This is a genomic window from Arthrobacter sp. G119Y2 (genome assembly GCF_038069765.1).
Classification (GTDB): Bacteria; Actinomycetota; Actinomycetes; order Actinomycetales; family Micrococcaceae; genus Arthrobacter_B.
The window spans coordinates 76,158-92,824 of the sequence record NZ_JBBPFS010000007.1 but is presented as its reverse complement, the minus strand read 5'-3'; the positions used below and the strand labels follow the sequence as shown (position 1 = coordinate 92,824).

Genomic DNA, 16,667 nt, shown 5'->3' with positions numbered 1-16,667 from the left:
ACCGGTGCCTGAAGGAGATACCGTATGGCGTGCCGCTCGCGAACTGAACGCAGCGCTGGCGGGCCAGACCGTCACCCGGTGCGATATCCGGGTACCGAAGTTCGCGACCACCGACTTTTCCGGCCACACAGTTGCCGACGTTGTTTCCCGCGGCAAACACCTGTTGATCCGGCTGGGTAATTCCGAGACGGGCTGGCTGCTGCATTCCCATCTCAAAATGGAGGGGCTCTGGCACGTTTACGACCGCGGTGAGCGGTGGCGCCGCCCGGCCTTCAAGGCCCGCTGCATCCTCGAAACGGCTCAAAAACAGGTGGTGGGCTTCGATCTTGGTTTCCTGCGCGTTCTTCCGCGCGCGGAAGAGGACGACGCCGTGGGATACCTTGGTCCCGATCTGCTCGGGCCGGACTGGGATGCGACCGAAGCACTGCGGCGGATCCGGGCAGTTCCCGAACGGCCTATCGGCCTGGCGCTGCTGGACCAGCGCAATCTCGCGGGAATCGGAAACGTGTACCGCTGCGAGATCTGTTTCCTGGCGGGCGTGCATCCGCTGACACCGGTGGGAGAAGTGCAGAACCTTCCGCGGATCATCGATCTTTCCAAGCGACTGCTCGAAGCCAATAAAACGCGCAGCCGCCGGATAACCACCGGAAACAGAGGCCGGGATCCGTTGTGGGTCTACAACCGCGATACCCGGGGGTGCCTGCGCTGCGGAACAAAAGTGATGCACCAACTGATCGGGGACAACGAACTGGAGCTGCGGGACCTCTATTACTGTCCGCACTGCCAGCCCGCTGTCCATATGGCTTCCTCTTAGCAGCCCAGGTAGAGATCGTTACAGCTCTCCGGCCGGTAAATCAAAAGCTCCGTCAGGCGTAAGCGACCCCCACCCAACCGTGCCGGCACATACCGGCGCCTCTGGCGCGACCTCATCCGCCACGGCAAACCCGTCCGTGTCATGTCCGCGCCACAACCGGAGACGCCTAGGGTCTCGCCGTACTATATGCGGTATGTGTCCGACCGCCTCTTCAGGAGTGCCGGGCTTCTGGTATTCGGGAGACCCGGACCAGGAGCCCGGCAGAACCGTGCTCAAGGCCCTGCGGGACTACCGCGCCGCCGAACAGGAAATGCGCCGGCGGGCACGCGATTCACTGGGCATCAATGAGAAGGACATGCAGGCTCTTCGGTACCTGATGCGGGCACACGAGCAGGGAAACAGCTTGGGACCCACAGAGGTGAGCCGTCTGCTCGCCATTTCCACCGCGTCGACCACCGCCCTGATCGACCGGCTGGTGAGCAGCGGACACATTCGGCGACAGCTCCATCCCACCGACCGCCGAGCTCTTGAACTCGTTCCCACGGAAAACTCGAGCCGCGAAATGCGTGAGCTCCTTGGTCCGATGCACCACCGCATGATGGCCGTGGCGGCGTCCCTCTCGACAGATGAAGCGGAGATCGTTGCAGGCTTCCTTCAACGGCTCACCGATGTGGTCGATGAAAAACCAGCAGCCGCAGAGAACACCGGCGACGGCTCCGCCCCCTCCTAGCTTCGGTTTTGGTTGACGCCCACGGCTTTCGCTAAGGCCTTCGGGTTCCGTTGACGCCCACGGCTTCGATAGCGGCCAAAGCGTTCGCTAACTGGGCCCTCGCCGTCGTCATTCAGAGGCAACCCCCAGCACTGGGTACTCTGGAAGGGTGATGCAATCTCCGCTCCCCGTGCGCAACGGCGTGAACGCCACCCGCTTGCGATTGCCGGTTGAGGGCCCGTGGGACACTGCCATGGAGTACGTTCTGTCCCGCTTCGGCCATGTCGATCCGGACGGAATCGTGGACCGGTTTGCCCGTGGCGAAGTGGTAGGTGTGGGCGGAATTCCGCTGACGCAACGCACACCCCTGAACGAGCACACCTTCATCTGGTATTACCGTGAGCTTCCTCGGGAGAAGCGGCTGCCGGTGGAAATCAACATCCTGCACCAGGACGAGAACCTGCTGGTTGTCGACAAACCGCATTTTCTGCCCACCACACCCGGAGGGATGTATGTGGCCGAATCCACGCTGGTGCGGCTTCGGGTGCAGCTGGACATTCCGGACCTCATTCCGATGCACCGACTGGACCGGATGACGGCCGGAGTCCTGCTGTTTTCAACCAACCCGGAAACCCGTGGAAAGTACCAAACACTTTTCGAAAAACGGCGGATTTCCAAGGAGTACGAGGCTGTCGCTCCGGTGCGCACCGACCTTGAACTCCCGCGCATCGTCCGCAGCCGCATGATCAAGTCACGTACCTACCTGCTGGCGCAGGAGGTGGAGGGCGAACCGAATGCGGAAACACGCGTCGAGCTCCTGGAAGCGCACGACGGCGTGGGCAGGTACCGCCTGCAGCCGCACACCGGAAAAACCCATCAGTTGCGTGTGCATATGGCTTCACTGGGAATCGGCATCCTGAACGATTCGTTCTACCCGGAGCTCTTGCCGCAGGCACCTGACGACTACACCCGGCCGCTGCAGCTGCTCGCCCGTTCTGTTGAGTTTGTCGACCCGCTGACGAGGCAACCCGTGCAGTACCGAAGCGGACTGACGCTGGCCTGCGCGCCGCAGCCGCGGGACATCCGTTTGCCCCAGGAAGGCTGACCCGGAAACAGCTAAACCGGAAGCAGCCGGACCCGGATTCAACCGACTCATTCAATACTCACTCGATACCAACCGGCACGTCGCGGAATCCTGCCCGGGAAAGTTTTTCTGCCCATCGGTCTTGACTATGGGTAGGGTGAGTGAAAACTTCCGGGCAGCTCCTGCTGTCTCCGGCAGGGGAAGGACCCTGATGATTCCGCCGACGACGCCGTCCGGACCGCAGCGCGGGCCGAGAGAACAGCATGCTCCGGAAACGCAGCGAGATGCTGAAAAACAGCTGTCTCCAGATCTCAACCAGCCGTTTCCCGATCTGCAGGACGGTCCGGACCCCTCTCCGCCCCTGAACGTATCCGGGGCAAACCCGGTCCGTAAAAGGGTTGTTCAGCCCTCAGCACCCGAGCACCGGCCTCATCCGTCCGAACAGCCCGCATTGGTTCCCCACGCCTCCGCACCCGCGGCGGGCAACTCCCCCCGCTCCCTGCTCCGGCAACAACATTCTCCTCCCGTGGAGCCTCCCGAGCTGGGGAACGGCAAACAGACGAGGCGCGCAGCATCGGGTGCACCTTCTCCGGTGCAGAGCAAAATACCCGGATCGCAGCCGGCGGACCGGACGACCCCATCGGTTGACCTCATCCGCAGGACGGCAGTTACCGCAGCGACTGCAGCGGTTGTGGCGTGCACCGTTTCCGCCATCGTTTCAGCTGACGCAGGCAATCGGTTTCCGGCGCTTGATCCCGAGGGTGCTCTTAACCCGGCCGGATCCCTGGTGGCACCGGCCGCCATGGTGTGGTGGCTGTGGCTGCCGATGGTTGCCGGATGGTTCCTGTATGCGGTGTACCAGTGGCTTCCCCGGCACCGTACGAATCCCCGGCATACCTGGTTCGGCTGGCTGATCCTGGCAGCGGAGATCCTGGCGCTGGGCTGGCTGCTGGCTGCCGTTGCCGGGGCAGCAACCGGCGGCATGCTGATTGTCGGTGCGGCTCAAACCGCTCTGGGGCTGTTCAGCATTGCCCGCATCAACGCCAGACCGGCACCCACGTGGACTGAGGGCATCCTGACCGATGTGCCCCTTGGCATGTTCCTTGCCGCAGGTGTCTTCACACTCAGCACTTCCCTTGCGTTCCTCCTGACGCGCTCGGATGCAGATCTGGCCGGATGGGGCGGCAACACCTGGGCATCGGTCGCGCTGATCACCGTGACCGTGGGAATAAACATCGTATGCATGACGGACCGGGGACACTTGTCCCTGGCGTTGGCAGCGGTTTGGGCACTGGGGTGCGTGGCCGTTGAACGGTTTAGCGCGGCACCGGAATCGTCTGTTGTCGGGGCAGCGGCAGCAGCAGCAGCTTTCCTCGTGCTCGTCTCGGCTGGTTCACGCCGGCATCAGGTGGACCATGAACGGCGGAGGAACGAGCGCCGCCTTCAGTAGCCGGCCACCTGCCTTGGACGTGTCGTTCTGTTCCTTCTCCCAGCCCTGGCTTACCCGTCCCTTCTCCCAGCTCTGGCTTACCCGCCCTCGATTTACCCACCCTCGATTTATCCGCCCGGTTTACCCGTCTCCGGCCCGGCTTACCCTCCCCGCCCCAACCCGCCAGCCGCCCTGCAGGAATACCCAGCAGACGGCAGTGGTTGCCGCCGGGTATGAAGATCATCGGTGTGGAAAAGTTCGGCGGCCCCGAGGCCCTGACGGCGATGGAGGTTCCGGAGCCGCACGCTGGGCCGGGAGAAGTGCGCATTCGCGTCAAGGCAGCAGCCGTGAGTCCGACGGATACCGTCCTTCGGGCCGGAGGACAGGGCAAAGGAGATATCGGAATGCCGGCCGTTCCCGGAATGGACGCGGCAGGGATTATTGACGAGGTGAACGGCGCCGACGGATGGCAGGTCGGTGACAGAGTCATGACTATTGCCCTGCCCCTGGGCGCCCACGGCGGTGCCTATGCCGAATATCTGGTTGCGCCGGCAGACTCTCTGGCACATATTCCGGATGGTACGGATTTCGCCGAGGCTTCCACTCTTCCCATGAACGGCTTGACTGCAGTGCAGACCCTGGAAAAGCTCAACCTGCAGCCCGGACAGTCTCTTGCGGTAACGGGTGCGGCGGGAACGCTGGGCAATTATCTGGTGCAGCTGGCCAAGCAGGCAGGTCTGGTGGTGGTGGCCGACGCCGCCGGCAAAGACCGCGCGCTGGTTGCCGATCTGGGGCCGGATTACATGGTGGAGCGCGGTGACGATGCCGCACAGCACATCAGAGAGTTCTTCCCTGACGGAGTTGATGCGCTCGCCGATGCCGCCGTCATGAATGAAAAGGCTGTGCCGGCAGTGAAGGACGGCGGCGGCTTCGCAACGTTCCGCTGGTGGCAGGAAAACCCCGGCCGCGGAGTTACGGTTCATCCGGTTGCAGTCCGGGACGAATACCATTCAGGCCAAAAGCTGGAGGCACTGCGCCGTTTGGTGGAAGACGGCACACTGACTCTCCGGGTTGCTGACCGGCTGTCAGCAGACGACGCCGCAGAAGCGCACCGCAGGCTCGAAGCCGGTGGAGTCCGGGGACGTTTGGTGCTGCTCTTCTAGTCGCACGGAACAGAGCCTCTCAGAGCGGAACCCACCGTCCCCGCTGCCGGCGCAGGACGCGCAGGCGTTCCGCCTCAGCCACGCCGTCCACTGCATGACGCATATTGGCTGCCGCCCGCTTCGCCTGGGAGTTCTCCAGCGACCATTCATTGTCCGGCACCATGAAACGCAGGGTGATGCGCGGTATGCCACTGACAATGTCGAGCTGGTTGGCTTCAACATGGTGGCTGGCTGCCAGAGCGGCCACGGCAGTCTCCATCACTGCTTCAGGGGGTGTGCCGGGTTTCAGCCCCGTAATATTCAGCTGGGCTCGGAAAGAAGGCATAAAAACAGGTTAGACGGTTACCGCGGTCCCGCGGTTTTCCCGCCTGCGTGCCCCTTCGTGCTCAGCCGGAAGGACCAAAACCTGCACCAGGACGGAATCCGGACCTGTTTTGGGCTCCGGCACCTCCCGCAAACCACGCCGTCGGGACAGCCGTCGCGGCTGTACGTCACCGCTTTCACGGACAGCACCTGCCTCAACGGCTGCTCCAACGGCTTTGACCGGAGCCCAACCGATTAGAGCTCGTTATCCTCCGGGCTGAAGTCAGCCAGAGGGTCACCGCCCAGGTGGGCCGGATCGTCGCTGCCATCTTCTTCATCCGCAGCGACTGGGTCGTCGAAATCGACATCGCTTGCCGCTTCTCCGATGGTGGGCACTTCCGGAGGAACCTGGGACTGTCCGTCTTCAAAGCGTTCTTCGGCGGTTTCATCCCGCAGCGTCTGGTCGGATAGGACACCGGGTTCGTTGAGCAGTGGATCTTCCTTCACCAGCGGGTCCTCCTGCCAGCGGTCCGGATTATCCTCCGCCGCCCCCGGGTAGTTCAGGTCTTCGGGGTCAATCAGCTCGTCGACGTTACTCAGGTCATCCGCATCCGTCAGATCCTCCAACGGAACAGCGGCTACCTCGTCAGGAGTCGCTACGTCGGCAATGTCGTCGGCCAGTGCGGGGTCGCTGCCCAGCTCGGGATCGGGAATGCTCTGCTCGTCCATCAACTCTGCCTTTCCGTCTGCGTTTGCCTGCCGGTTCCCGGGGTTTAAGACCGGGAGGTCCAGCAGACCCTCTTTAGTAAGCCTACTGATATCCCCTTCCCGGCACCACCTGAGGATTAAGCGCCTCGCGCGGCGCGCACAATTGTAGCCAAATTCCGCGGCATGTCGGGGGCTGACCCAATTACGTCACATTAGTTTGACGTAAAGGTCACCCTAAGTAAGGGTTACCTGAGTTACCCATTTGGAATAAACCGAGGGAGTCGCAGTGACCTTGCTGCACCACACTGAAGAGCGCTCTGACCTGGCCTCACAGGCAGAACTGGAAATGGCAGCCGCGAGCCAGCTGTTCAACGCTCATACCACCGGACGCTACAGGGCCGACGTCATGCAGGGCGTGGACCTGGTAGCGAAGACGGTTGCCGGGACCACCCGGCCATTCACCGGAATTCCGCCGGCCCGGCTGCTGCCGGCCGTGGACAGTGTTGACCTTGAGTCGCCGCTGCCGGATACCGCTGCAGCGCTGGAGGAACTGGCGGGCGTGTATCTGCGTGATGCGGTGTACTTCCACGACACGAAGTACGCCGCCCATCTGAATTGCCCGGTGGTGATCCCGGCGCTGGTCGGCGAAGCGATCCTCTCCGCAGTCAATTCTTCCCTCGACACCTGGGACCAAAGCGCCGGGGCCACACTGATCGAACGCCGGCTCATCAACTGGACGGCAGAGCGGCTCGGACTCGGCGCAGGCGCCGACGGCGTTTTCACCAGCGGCGGCACCGCCTCCAACCTGCAGGGCCTGCTGATTGCACGCAACCACGCGGTCGAGGAGCTGCGGCTCGACCCGCGGCATGACGGCCGGCGGCTCCCGGCACTGCTGGACGGCCTGCGCATCTTCACCTCGGAAGCCAGCCACTTCAGCATTTCCAAGTCCGCGTCACTCCTGGGACTTGGGTACGACGCCGTCGTGCCCATTCCCTGCGATTCTCACCGAAGGATGGATCCGGCCGCTCTTCGCACAGCCCTGGCGGAAAGCACCGGCCGCGGCGAAACGCCCATGGCCATCGTTGCCACTGCCGGAACCACAGACTTCGGCAGCATTGATCCGCTTGCCGCCGTTGCCGCCCTGGCCCGTGAGCACGGGGCCTGGCTGCATGTGGATGCCGCGTACGGCGGAGGGCTCATCACCTCACTGCGATACCGGCATCTGCTGGAGGGAATCGAGGCCGCGGATTCAGTCACCGTCGATTACCACAAGACCTTTTTCCAGCCGGTCTCTTCCAGTGCACTGCTGGTTCGGAACGCGGCCTCGCTTGGACACGTGACCCTCTACTCGGACTACCTCAACCCGGAAAGTGCAGCGCGGGAACGGGTTCCGAACCAAGTCGACAAGAGCCTTCAGACCACCCGGCGTTTCGACGCACTCAAGCTCTGGCTCACACTGCGGCTCATGGGCGCCGACGGCATCGGGCTCCTTCTCGACGCCGCCGTGGATCTGGCTGCCGAGGTTTCCGCCGTGCTCGCCGATGATCCAGACTTCGACCTTGCCGCACCTGCTCAGCTCAGCACGCTGGTCTTCCGCTACCTTCCCCCCGGCGTGGATGACGATAGGTCCGACGCCCTCAACCGGCATATCAGGAAGGAAATCTTTGCCTCGGGAGAGGCAGTGATTGCAGGAACTACGGTGGCCGGCCGCCACTACCTTAAATTCACGCTGCTGAACGCCGAAACCACTGTGGACGATGTTCGGGAAATCCTCACCCTGATCCGCTCTGCCGGAGACGCCTACCTGGCAGGAGCAGCCGCATGAAGCCCTCCCCTGTGACCGAAAACCGCAACGGCGCCGGCGACGGTGCCGCTGCGTCCGGCCGTCCCGCCGCCTCCGGCGCTCCTGCCGCGACCGATGCCGCGACCGACACCGTTGCCGCATCCGATGCCGTTGCCGCATCCGATGCCGCCGGCCCTCCGCGGCCGGGACACGTGCATGACGCCGTGGGCATCGGCGTCGGGCCCTTTAACCTCGGTCTCGCCGCACTCGCCGAGCCCATTCCCGATCTTGACCTCGTGTTTGTTGACCAGCGCCCGGGCTTCGACTGGCACCCGGGCATGATGCTGGACTCCGCGCATCTTCAGGTCCCGTTTATGGCGGATCTGGTGACACTGGCCGACCCCACCTCCCCCTACTCCTTCCTGAACTTCCTGAAGGAGACGGGCCGGCTCTACCGCTTCTACATCCGGGAGAATTTCTATCCGCTGCGGGCCGAGTTCAACGCCTACTGCCAGTGGGTCGCAGACGCACTGCCCAACGTGCACTTCGGCGAGCGCGTCACGGAGGTGCGGTACGACGACGGCGTGTACTCCGTGCTAACCGACGGCCCCGGCGGCAAACAGGTGCGGTTGGGCCGCCGTCTGGTCCTGGGCACCGGCACCTCGCCGCATGTGCCTGCGGCAGCCCGGGAAATCATGGGGGCCGGCGGCCTGGTGCTGCACAACTCGGACTACTTGGCCCGCAAAGCCGAGCTGCAGTCCAGCTCCAGCATCACTGTGGTCGGCAGCGGCCAAAGCGCTGCAGAGATTTACCTTGATCTCCTGCAGGATCTGCCGGCACACGGGTATGAGCTGAACTGGGTCACGCGTTCCGGCCGTTTCTTCCCGCTGGAATACACCAAGCTGACCCTCGAGATGACATCTCCCGAGTACGTGGACTATTTCCATGCCCTGCCCGAAACTACCCGTGACACTCTCGTGGCCGGCCAAAAGAACCTGTACAAGGGCATCGATTCGGAGCTGATCAACCACATCTATGACACCCTGTACGCGCAGAGCCTGGACGGGAAACCCCGAACCCGGCTGTTGACCCACATGGAGCTGCAGGAAGCACGGTACGATCCGGAAGCCGGCCGGCACACCCTGGCACTGCATCACGACGAGCAGGACCGGACACTCCTCCTGGAGACCGACGCCGTGGTCCTCGGGACCGGGTATGCCTACCGGGAGCCGGAGTTCCTGGCCGGAATCGGCGAGCGCATCCGCCGCGACCGGGCCGGCCGGTTCGATGTGGACCGAAACTACGGGATCGGCACCACGCACGGTGAGATCTTCGTCCAGAACGCGGAACTGCACACCCACGGTTTCGTCACCCCTGATCTGGGCATGGCGGCCTACCGCAATTCGGTGATCATCCGCGAAATGCTGGGCCGCGAGCACTACCGGGTGGAACGCGCCATTGCGTTCCAGGAGTTCGGTGTTGAGCCGGAGGACGCTGCGGTGACCGGCCCGGCCCGGACCTCAGCACCGCCCACTGCCCGGGACGCGGCACCTGCGGGCGCCCTCCCCGAGTCACTGCTGCCCGACGGCGATCGGATATCAGCATGAACTTCACCATCGTTCCCGTGGACGCCGTCCGCGATTCCCCGCTGCTGCACGGCTGGATGAGCCGCGACTATGCCCGTTTCTGGGGCATGCTCAACGCTTCCCGGTCCGATGTGGAAACCGAATACGCGCGCATAGCCGCCGATCCGCACCACCATGCCTGGCTGGGTCTGGAGGACGGCACTCCGGCGTTTCTAACCGAGTCCTACGCGCCGGAGCACTCGCCGCTGGCGGGCCACTACTCCGTGCAGCCCGGCGACACCGGAATGCACCTGCTCGTGGGCCCTGCTGAACGGCCCCGGTCCGGATTCACCACTGCCGTGTTCCGGTCCGTCCTGGACTTCCTCTTCGCAGATCAACACACCGAGCGGATTGTCGTGGAACCGGACGTCCGCAACACCAAGATCGCCGCGCTGAATGCCCGAATGGGTTTCGTGCCCGCCGGCATCATTTCCCTTCCGGACAAGGACGCCCTGCTGAGTTTCTGCACCAGGGCCGACTACGTGCGAACCGGCGGCATGCCGGATGCTCCCGCTTCTTCGCCGTCCGCCGCCACCATTCAGGAGTAATCCCGTGACCATGATCTTTTCCCCTACCGCTGGTTCAGATGCCGTTCCTTCCAGCGCAGTTCCTTCAGACACCGTTTCTTCAGACACCGTTCCTTCAAGCGCCGTTCCTTCCCCGGCCGCCGCCTCCGCTGCGCCGGACCGTGCAACGACCGCCCACCTGACACCGGACCGGTGGGAAGCTGCAAACCGGCACGTGATCCGCAAGGCCCTGGCTGAGTTTTCCCATGAACGCATCTTCACTCCGGAACCGATCACTGCAGCTGCGGCTGCAACGGCTGCAACGGCAAAGGAAACCGCTGATTACCGTCTGGTGTCCGACGACGGCGCAGCCGAGTACCGTTTCAGCGCCCGGCTGCTCGAACTGGATCACTGGTCCATTCCCGGCACGAGCATTCACCGGTTTGCCGGCGGAACCGAAACCGCACTGGACGCCCTGGTATTCGTCACCGAGTTCTCGGAAACACTGGGAATCAACGAGCAGATGCTTCCCGTCTATTTGGAGGAGATCAGCAGCACACTGGCCTCGCACGCCTTCAAGAACTCGCCCGCCGCGCCGTCGTCGGCGACTCTGGCCCGCGGCGTAACCGAAGGCGCAGACCCGGCCGCAGACTTCCAGGCCGTGGAACAGTCCATGACCGAGGGCCATCCCTGCTTCGTCGCCAACAACGGACGCCTGGGCTTCGGTTCGGATGACTATTTGGCCTACGCGCCGGAAGCCGGAGCGCCGGTGCACCTGGAATGGATAGCCGTCCGCCGCGACCGTGCCGTCTTCACTTCCCTGCCCGGACTGGACTACCGCATCCATCTCGAGGGCGAGCTGGGAGCAGCTGTCCTCGCCGGCTTCGATGCCGCACTCGCGGACCGCGGAGCCAGCCCCGCTGACTACCTCTACATGCCTGTGCACCCGTGGCAGTGGACCAACAAGCTCGCCGTCACCTTTGCCGCAGAGATTGCCCAGGGGCATCTGATCCGGCTGGGTACCGGATCCGATGTGTATCAGGCGCAGCAGTCCATCCGGACATTCTTCAACCGGGCCCATCCCGACCGCTGCTATGTGAAAACAGCCCTGTCCGTGGTCAACATGGGTTTCATGCGCGGACTCTCCCCCGAATACATGCTCGCCACCCCGGACATCAACGACTGGCTGGACAAACTGGTCCGCAGCGATGAAACCCTGCAGACAGCCGGATTCAGCATCCTGCGGGAAAGCGCCGCCGTCGGCTACACCAACCGTTACTTTGAAGCCGGCGCACCCAAGGGATCGCCCTACCGCAAGATGCTCTCCGCCCTGTGGAGGGAAAGCCCGCTCCCCCGGCTGGACAGCGGTGAACAGCTGGCAACCATGGCGTCGCTGCTGCACACCGATTCGGCCGGCCGGCCGTTGGTTTCAGCACTCATCGAGCAGTCCGGTCTCAGTGCCCGGGCCTGGCTCGAACAGTACCTTCAGGCGTACCTCGTGCCGCTGCTGCACTGCTTTTACGCCTACGAACTTGCCTATATGCCGCACGGTGAGAACCTGATCCTGGTGCTCCGGGACGGAGCGGTGCAGCGGACGATCATGAAGGACATCGCCGAGGAAATAGTGGTGATGGGTGACCGCACCCCGCTGCCCGAGAACTGTGCGAGGGTGCGGATCGAAATCCCTCAGGAGGACAAGATCCTGTCCATTTTCACCGATGTGTTCGACTGCATCTTCCGGTTCCTGGCGGCGTTGCTGGAGGAAGACGGGCAGCTGGAAACCCGGCAGTTCTGGGAAACGGTGGCGTCGGTGGTGCACCGATACCAGGACGCCCATCCGGAACTGGCTGACGAGTTCGCCGCCCACGACCTGTTCGCCGGAGATTTTGTACTGTCCTGCCTGAACCGCCTGCAGCTGCGCAACAACCAGCAGATGCTGGACCTGAGCGACCCCTCCGGCGGACTTCAGTTCTCCGGCCGCCTTGCCAATCCGCTGGCGCAGTTCCGGCGCTGACGCCACCGCCGCCGCCCTCCCGCGCGGGAGGGCGGCGGCTTTCCGGGAAGGCGCCGTCGCGGGGCGGCGCTTCACGGTGAGGGCGGGTACCGCGGACCTAACGCAGCGCCGAAATTCCGGTAATGTCCCGGCCGACAATGAGGGAATTGATTTCGTACGAGCCCTCATAGGTGTAGATGGCTTCGGCATCGGCAAAAACCTTGGCCATGCGGTAATCGGTCACGATTCCGTTGCCGCCCAGGATGCTGCGGCCCAAAGCCACTGTCTCGCGCATCTTGCGGCTCGCATAAGACTTGGCCAGGGCGGCCTGGGCCATTCCGTCCGAGGAACGTCGGCCGACTGCCGAGGGATAACCGCCGCGTTCCAGCTCCGCGACCCTGGCGAGCATGCCCGTGCTCGCCACGGTGTTGCCCAGCATCCGCACCAACTGTTCCGTAATGAGCTGGAACGATGCCAAAGGACGGCCAAACTGCTGCCGTTCCACAGCGTAGGCACGGGCGATGTCGACGGCGGCCAGCTGGGCGCCAACCGCCTGCCAGCCCACCATGATCCGGGATCCGCGGAGCAGGTGCTTGATGTCCTCGAAGCTGTCGATGCCGGCGAGCCGGTCCGCTTCGGAAACGCGGACATCCGTCAGGGTGATGTCTGCGTTCTGCACGGTGCGCAATGCCGTTTTATTTTCGATCCTGCGCCGCTGCACACCCGGCAGCGAGGCGTCCAGAAGGAACCCGCGGACCTTCCCGCTCTCCGGTTCACGGGCCCACAGCAGCATGTAGTCGCAGAACGTCCCGTTGCCGATCCACCGCTTGCTGCCGTTGAGGAGCCAGGAATTCCCGTCCCGGACAGCCGTGGTTTCCATGCCCCCGGCGACGTCGGAACCGTGCTCCGGCTCGGTCAAAGCGAAGGCGCCGGTAATCCGCAGCGACAGCGCATCGGCGAGCAGGCGGTCCTTCTGGTCCTCCGACCCGAACGCGTGCAGGGCTTCCACGAAGAGGTCATGGTGGACCATGAAGAACGTTGCAATGGACGTATCGGTCCGGGTCATCTCGGCGATGACCAGCCCGGCAAACAGCGGGCTGTAACCCTGCTGCACGGGCGTGGACAGCTCCAGTGCGGCCAGCTTGGGCAGGATTTCGGACGGGAAGTACGCGTCCCGCCACCACTGGGCGGCATGCGGGGCGACTTCTTCCGCCAGAAAAGTCCGCAGCTCGGCAAGCTTCTGCTGTTCCCGGGCGCTGAGCAGGTCTTCGAAGGCATAAAAGTCGGCATCCGGCAGGTTCAGGGCAGCCTCAGGGGATGCAGCGGCGGCCGGGGGTGCGGTAGGCCCCGGGGCCGCCGGCGTGTCAGGGGCCGCCGGCGTGCCAGGAGCTGCCGGCGTGCCAGGAGCCTCCGAAAGATCGGAAGCCACGTCAGCGCGGTCCCATCCGGATAGCGCCGTCCAGCCGGATGGTTTCGCCGTTGAGCATCTGGTTTTCGATGATGTGCACGGCCAGAGCGGCGTACTCGTCCGGCCGTCCCAGCCGGGAGGGATGGGGCACCTGGCTGGCCAGTGAGTCCTGGGCATCCTGCGGAAGACCGGCCATCATGGGTGTTTCGAAGATTCCGGGCGCGATGGTCACCACGCGGATCAGGTGCCGCGCCAGCTCCCGGGCCAGCGGCAGCGTCATCGAAGCGACGCCGCCCTTGGATGCCGAGTAGGCAGGCTGCCCGATCTGGCCGTCGAAAGCGGCGACGGACGCGGTATTGATGATGACTCCGCGTTCGGAAGTTCCGCCGGTTTCCACCGGCTCCGTCTCGGCCATGGCCTGCGCCGCCAGCCGGCTGACGTTGAAGGTACCGATGAGATTCACCTGAATGACCCGGGCAAAGTCCTCCAGCGGCAGCACTCCGTTGCGGCCCAGCACCTTCCCGGGGGTGGCGATGCCCGCACAGTTCACGGCCACGCGCAGCGGGCCCGCATTCATTGCCGCCTCCACCGCTGCAGCCATTTGATCTGCGTCGGTGACATCACCGGGAACAAAATGCGCGTTGTCTCCCAGTTCGGCGGCGTAAGCCAGCCCGCCGGAAGACGGAAGATCCACAAGGATCACTGATGCGCCGGCGTCGTACAGTCTGCGGGCAGTAGCCCGCCCGAGCCCGGAGGCACCTCCGGTAACGAGTGCCGATGCCCCTGAAATATCCACTGCATTCTCCTGCGTAAAGTTGCTGCCGCCCCTGCGGCGGCATGACGAGCCTACTGTGATCCGTCGCACACTGCATCTTCGCCCGGCACCCCGCACCCTCCCTGCCGGAAGAAGGGTGCCGGCCCCGCTTCCTGGCCCGAACACAACACCGCCGCTGTAATGACGGCACGGAGAGGTCTAGGGTGGTGCGCATGCTTCCCGAGGAACCGCTGCACGAGATCCAGGCCCGCGCCGACGACGCCGCCGCTTCCGTTACGGCGGCCTTCACCCGTCCGCTGCTCGGCCTTCCGGGCACTGCCCTGGCAGCCGTCGAGAGTCCACGGCGCCCGAGTCTGCTGCCCGGCCCCTGGCACTACTGGTGGCAGGCGCACTACGTGGATGCGCTGGTGGATGCCGCACTGCGCGGTGCTCCCGACGCGCTCGGCCAGGCCCATCGGCTGGTGCGCAGCATTCGGCTGCGGAACGGGCTGCGGGCCACCAACTGGTACTTCGACGACATGGCCTGGCTGGCGCTGGCAGTGGGGCGGCTAGACACCCTCGTGCCCGTCCGCCCCGTCCGGAACCAAAACCAGGAGGACCCTGCCGGGCCGGTGAAACCGCGGCCGCATCCGCGGATGCTGGCATCACTCACGGATGCCCTGAGGTCCGCACACACCATGGACCTGGGCGGCGGGGTGTACTGGAACCGGCGGCGCTCCTTCAAGAACACTCCCGCCACGGCACCGGCCGCCCTGCACTTCGCACGAAGCGGCGAGCGTGAGCGGGCCCAGTCACTGGTTGATTGGTTGAACTCCGTACTCCTTGACCCCGACAGCGGCCTCTACCTAGACGGCATCAAGCCGGCAGTTTCCGGGGAACCGGTCATGGAACGAGCCGTCTTCACCTATAACCAGGGTCCCGTCCTCGGCGCCCTGCTGGAACTTGGCGGGCCGGCGAACCTGGCCCGGGCGGCAGAGCTGGTGGGAGCTGTCCGGACGGAGCTGACCCATCCGGGCACTGCTGTGCTGATCACGCACGGCACCGGCGACGCAGGGCTGTTCACGGGCATCCTCTGCCGCTACTTGGCCTTGGCTGCAGTCTCACCAACCCTTGCCCCGCCGCAGCGCGAGGAGGCAGCAGAACTCGTCGGCGCAACGGCCCGGGAACTGTGGGCCGGAAGAACCAAGCGCGGAGAGCGGACCGTCTTTTCCCCGCATCCACTGGAACCGGCGGAACAGCATTACCCGGCGGGCACCGGCGTCGGCCTCTCCACCCAGCTTTCGGCGTGGATGATTCTGGAAGCGGCGGCCCGGGTCCGGCGCGGGCTCGGCTGACACCAGGCTTGCTCAGGCTGCAGTGACGCGCTCTGCGCCTAGGCCGTGCTGCTGGGCCGCGCTGCTAGGCGGTGCTGCCTAGGCCGTGCTGCCGGCGCTTTGGGGGCTTTGCGAGCTCGCGGCACGCTCGTCGAGGTCAGCGAGAGTGAGCCGATGGCGCGGCGACGGCGGCAGGGGGTGGCTGCTCTTAACTTCCAGCGCGGGAGTCACGTGCAGGATTTCTCCGGGATCCATTAGCCGCCAGTTCGGATTGTCGTCCATTCTTTCGGTGGCCAGCAGCACCGCGGCCCGCCGCTCATCACTCAACTGCTGGCTCGTGACACTGATCCGCTGAGTCTTCATCCCGCTGTGCTGATCCTCCTCGCCGAGCTCCAGCACGTAGAGGGGATGGGTGTCCGGGTACCGCACTGCCCACAGATTGGCAGCATCGGTCAGGATGATGTTGACCGCGAACAGCCGGCAATTCTCAGCAACCCACCCCAGTGCGGAGGCTATGGCTGCACCAACGTCACCGCCGTTGGTGCGGATTTCTGCAGTAATCAGCGCAAAAACCCGCTCGGAATCCGTGTCGCCCTTCACCAGGTCCATCACGCCCAGCTGCTGCAGGCGGGAGTCGAGCAAATCCAGATCCTCCACCACGCCGTTGTGGGCCAGAAGGCGGTTATCCTGCTCAAAAGGGTGGGTGTTGGTTTTCACGTCGCCGCCGGTACTGGCGTACCGCACATGGGCGATGAACGTGATGCTCTCGACGTCCCTGGCCTCGGCCGCAAATGCCTTGTCCTCATACGCTGCAATGGGTGCCTTCACCACTGAGGGCCTGCCCTCGCGGTCATACACGCCTATCCCGAATCCGTCTGCTTCCCGCCGGCTCTGCTGCGCCAGGCTGTCCGGTGCCGTGAGGAGCCAGAAGGTGGCCTTAACGGGATGATGCCCGGCGTGCATACCGAAGAGCCGACACATACTGAACCTCCCGGATTTGCCGCGGGCCCACAGTCCCGCCGCGGGTTTCCCTGACTCTGCAGACTCCTTCAAG

15 protein-coding genes are annotated in these 16,667 nt (G+C 64.4%); 10 read left to right on the top strand and 5 right to left on the bottom strand.

The features are described from left to right. Positions 1 to 4 precede the first annotated feature (4 nt). The 5 genes from WKB88_RS15245 (at position 5) to WKB88_RS15225 (ending at position 5,199) form a co-directional block, all read left to right on the top strand. Entirely contained in the window at positions 5 to 814 is an 810-nt protein-coding gene (locus tag WKB88_RS15245; protein WP_341395403.1) for an Fpg/Nei family DNA glycosylase, read from the top strand. A 193-nt stretch (positions 815 to 1,007) separates the two neighbouring features. Next, entirely contained in the window at positions 1,008 to 1,544 is a 537-nt protein-coding gene (locus WKB88_RS15240) for a MarR family winged helix-turn-helix transcriptional regulator (protein ID WP_341395402.1), read from the top strand. 151 nt (positions 1,545 to 1,695) lie between these two features. Then, positions 1,696 to 2,628: an RluA family pseudouridine synthase gene (locus WKB88_RS15235; RefSeq protein ID WP_341395468.1), complete on the top strand. Its 933-nt coding sequence runs from the start codon at positions 1,696 to 1,698 to the stop codon at positions 2,626 to 2,628. A gap of 670 nt (positions 2,629 to 3,298) precedes the next feature. Then, positions 3,299 to 4,057 (top strand): hypothetical protein, encoded by a 759-nt coding sequence (locus tag WKB88_RS15230; RefSeq protein WP_341395401.1) that lies wholly within the window; start codon positions 3,299 to 3,301, stop codon positions 4,055 to 4,057. 212 nt (positions 4,058 to 4,269) lie between these two features. Next, positions 4,270 to 5,199 carry an NADP-dependent oxidoreductase gene (locus WKB88_RS15225; protein ID WP_341395400.1) on the top strand — a complete coding sequence of 310 codons (930 nt, stop codon included), beginning with the start codon at positions 4,270 to 4,272 and terminating at the stop codon, positions 5,197 to 5,199. A 19-nt stretch (positions 5,200 to 5,218) separates the two neighbouring features. Here WKB88_RS15225 and WKB88_RS15220 read toward each other — a convergent pair whose 3' ends face one another. Together WKB88_RS15220 and WKB88_RS15215 are read right to left on the bottom strand one after the other, a co-directional pair. Continuing rightward, on the bottom strand, positions 5,219 to 5,524 hold the full coding sequence (locus WKB88_RS15220; protein WP_341395399.1) for a hypothetical protein: 306 nt from the start codon (positions 5,522 to 5,524) through the stop codon (positions 5,219 to 5,221). Positions 5,525 to 5,757: 233 nt separating this feature from the next. After that, a complete protein-coding gene (locus WKB88_RS15215) occupies positions 5,758 to 6,231 on the bottom strand; it encodes a hypothetical protein (protein WP_341395398.1) in 474 nt (157 codons plus the stop codon). A 325-nt stretch (positions 6,232 to 6,556) separates the two neighbouring features. Between WKB88_RS15215 and WKB88_RS15210 the strand changes: the two genes are divergently transcribed. The 4 genes from WKB88_RS15210 to WKB88_RS15195 are packed head-to-tail and all read left to right on the top strand — an operon-like array spanning position 6,557 to position 12,138. Then, positions 6,557 to 8,035, top strand: a complete 1,479-nt coding sequence (locus WKB88_RS15210) for a pyridoxal phosphate-dependent decarboxylase family protein (protein WP_341395467.1) — start codon at positions 6,557 to 6,559, stop codon at positions 8,033 to 8,035. After that, entirely contained in the window at positions 8,032 to 9,600 is a 1,569-nt protein-coding gene (locus tag WKB88_RS15205) for a lysine N(6)-hydroxylase/L-ornithine N(5)-oxygenase family protein (protein ID WP_341395397.1), read from the top strand. Before WKB88_RS15210 ends, WKB88_RS15205 begins: the two co-directional genes overlap by 4 nt. Beyond that, positions 9,597 to 10,166 (top strand): GNAT family N-acetyltransferase, encoded by a 570-nt coding sequence (locus WKB88_RS15200; protein WP_341395396.1) that lies wholly within the window; start codon positions 9,597 to 9,599, stop codon positions 10,164 to 10,166. The genes WKB88_RS15205 and WKB88_RS15200 overlap by 4 nt, the downstream gene beginning before the upstream one ends. A gap of 10 nt (positions 10,167 to 10,176) precedes the next feature. Beyond that, positions 10,177 to 12,138: an IucA/IucC family protein gene (locus tag WKB88_RS15195; RefSeq protein ID WP_341395395.1), complete on the top strand. Its 1,962-nt coding sequence runs from the start codon at positions 10,177 to 10,179 to the stop codon at positions 12,136 to 12,138. 97 nt (positions 12,139 to 12,235) lie between these two features. Here WKB88_RS15195 and WKB88_RS15190 read toward each other — a convergent pair whose 3' ends face one another. Together WKB88_RS15190 and WKB88_RS15185 are read right to left on the bottom strand one after the other, a co-directional pair. After that, complete coding sequence (locus tag WKB88_RS15190; RefSeq protein WP_341395466.1) at positions 12,236 to 13,420, bottom strand: acyl-CoA dehydrogenase family protein; 1,185 nt, start codon at positions 13,418 to 13,420, stop codon at positions 12,236 to 12,238. A 127-nt stretch (positions 13,421 to 13,547) separates the two neighbouring features. After that, entirely contained in the window at positions 13,548 to 14,321 is a 774-nt protein-coding gene (locus WKB88_RS15185; RefSeq protein WP_341395394.1) for a 3-hydroxyacyl-CoA dehydrogenase, read from the bottom strand. Between the two features lie 191 nt (positions 14,322 to 14,512). Between WKB88_RS15185 and WKB88_RS15180 the strand changes: the two genes are divergently transcribed. Continuing rightward, complete coding sequence (locus WKB88_RS15180) at positions 14,513 to 15,634, top strand: glycoside hydrolase family 76 protein (RefSeq protein ID WP_341395393.1); 1,122 nt, start codon at positions 14,513 to 14,515, stop codon at positions 15,632 to 15,634. Positions 15,635 to 15,712: 78 nt separating this feature from the next. Here WKB88_RS15180 and WKB88_RS15175 read toward each other — a convergent pair whose 3' ends face one another. Continuing rightward, positions 15,713 to 16,594 carry a class II glutamine amidotransferase gene (locus tag WKB88_RS15175; protein ID WP_341395392.1) on the bottom strand — a complete coding sequence of 294 codons (882 nt, stop codon included), beginning with the start codon at positions 16,592 to 16,594 and terminating at the stop codon, positions 15,713 to 15,715. Positions 16,595 to 16,667 lie beyond the last annotated feature (73 nt).

What these genes read in the sequence shown, in the direction of transcription:
- WKB88_RS15215 (WP_341395398.1), bottom strand. Translation starts at nt 6,231, where the DNA reads ATGGACGAGCAGAGCATTCCCGATCCCGAGCTGGGCAGCGACCCCGCA.
- WKB88_RS15210 (WP_341395467.1), top strand. Translation starts at nt 6,557, where the DNA reads ATGGCAGCCGCGAGCCAGCTGTTCAACGCTCATACCACCGGACGCTAC.
- WKB88_RS15200 (WP_341395396.1), top strand. Translation starts at nt 9,597, where the DNA reads ATGAACTTCACCATCGTTCCCGTGGACGCCGTCCGCGATTCCCCGCTG.
- WKB88_RS15225 (WP_341395400.1), top strand. Translation starts at nt 4,270, where the DNA reads ATGAAGATCATCGGTGTGGAAAAGTTCGGCGGCCCCGAGGCCCTGACG.
- WKB88_RS15240 (WP_341395402.1), top strand. Translation starts at nt 1,008, where the DNA reads ATGTGTCCGACCGCCTCTTCAGGAGTGCCGGGCTTCTGGTATTCGGGA.
- WKB88_RS15220 (WP_341395399.1), bottom strand. Translation starts at nt 5,524, where the DNA reads ATGCCTTCTTTCCGAGCCCAGCTGAATATTACGGGGCTGAAACCCGGC.
- WKB88_RS15235 (WP_341395468.1), top strand. Translation starts at nt 1,696, where the DNA reads ATGCAATCTCCGCTCCCCGTGCGCAACGGCGTGAACGCCACCCGCTTG.
- WKB88_RS15205 (WP_341395397.1), top strand. Translation starts at nt 8,032, where the DNA reads ATGAAGCCCTCCCCTGTGACCGAAAACCGCAACGGCGCCGGCGACGGT.
- WKB88_RS15175 (WP_341395392.1), bottom strand. Translation starts at nt 16,594, where the DNA reads ATGTGTCGGCTCTTCGGTATGCACGCCGGGCATCATCCCGTTAAGGCC.
- WKB88_RS15180 (WP_341395393.1), top strand. Translation starts at nt 14,513, where the DNA reads ATGCTTCCCGAGGAACCGCTGCACGAGATCCAGGCCCGCGCCGACGAC.
- WKB88_RS15195 (WP_341395395.1), top strand. Translation starts at nt 10,177, where the DNA reads ATGATCTTTTCCCCTACCGCTGGTTCAGATGCCGTTCCTTCCAGCGCA.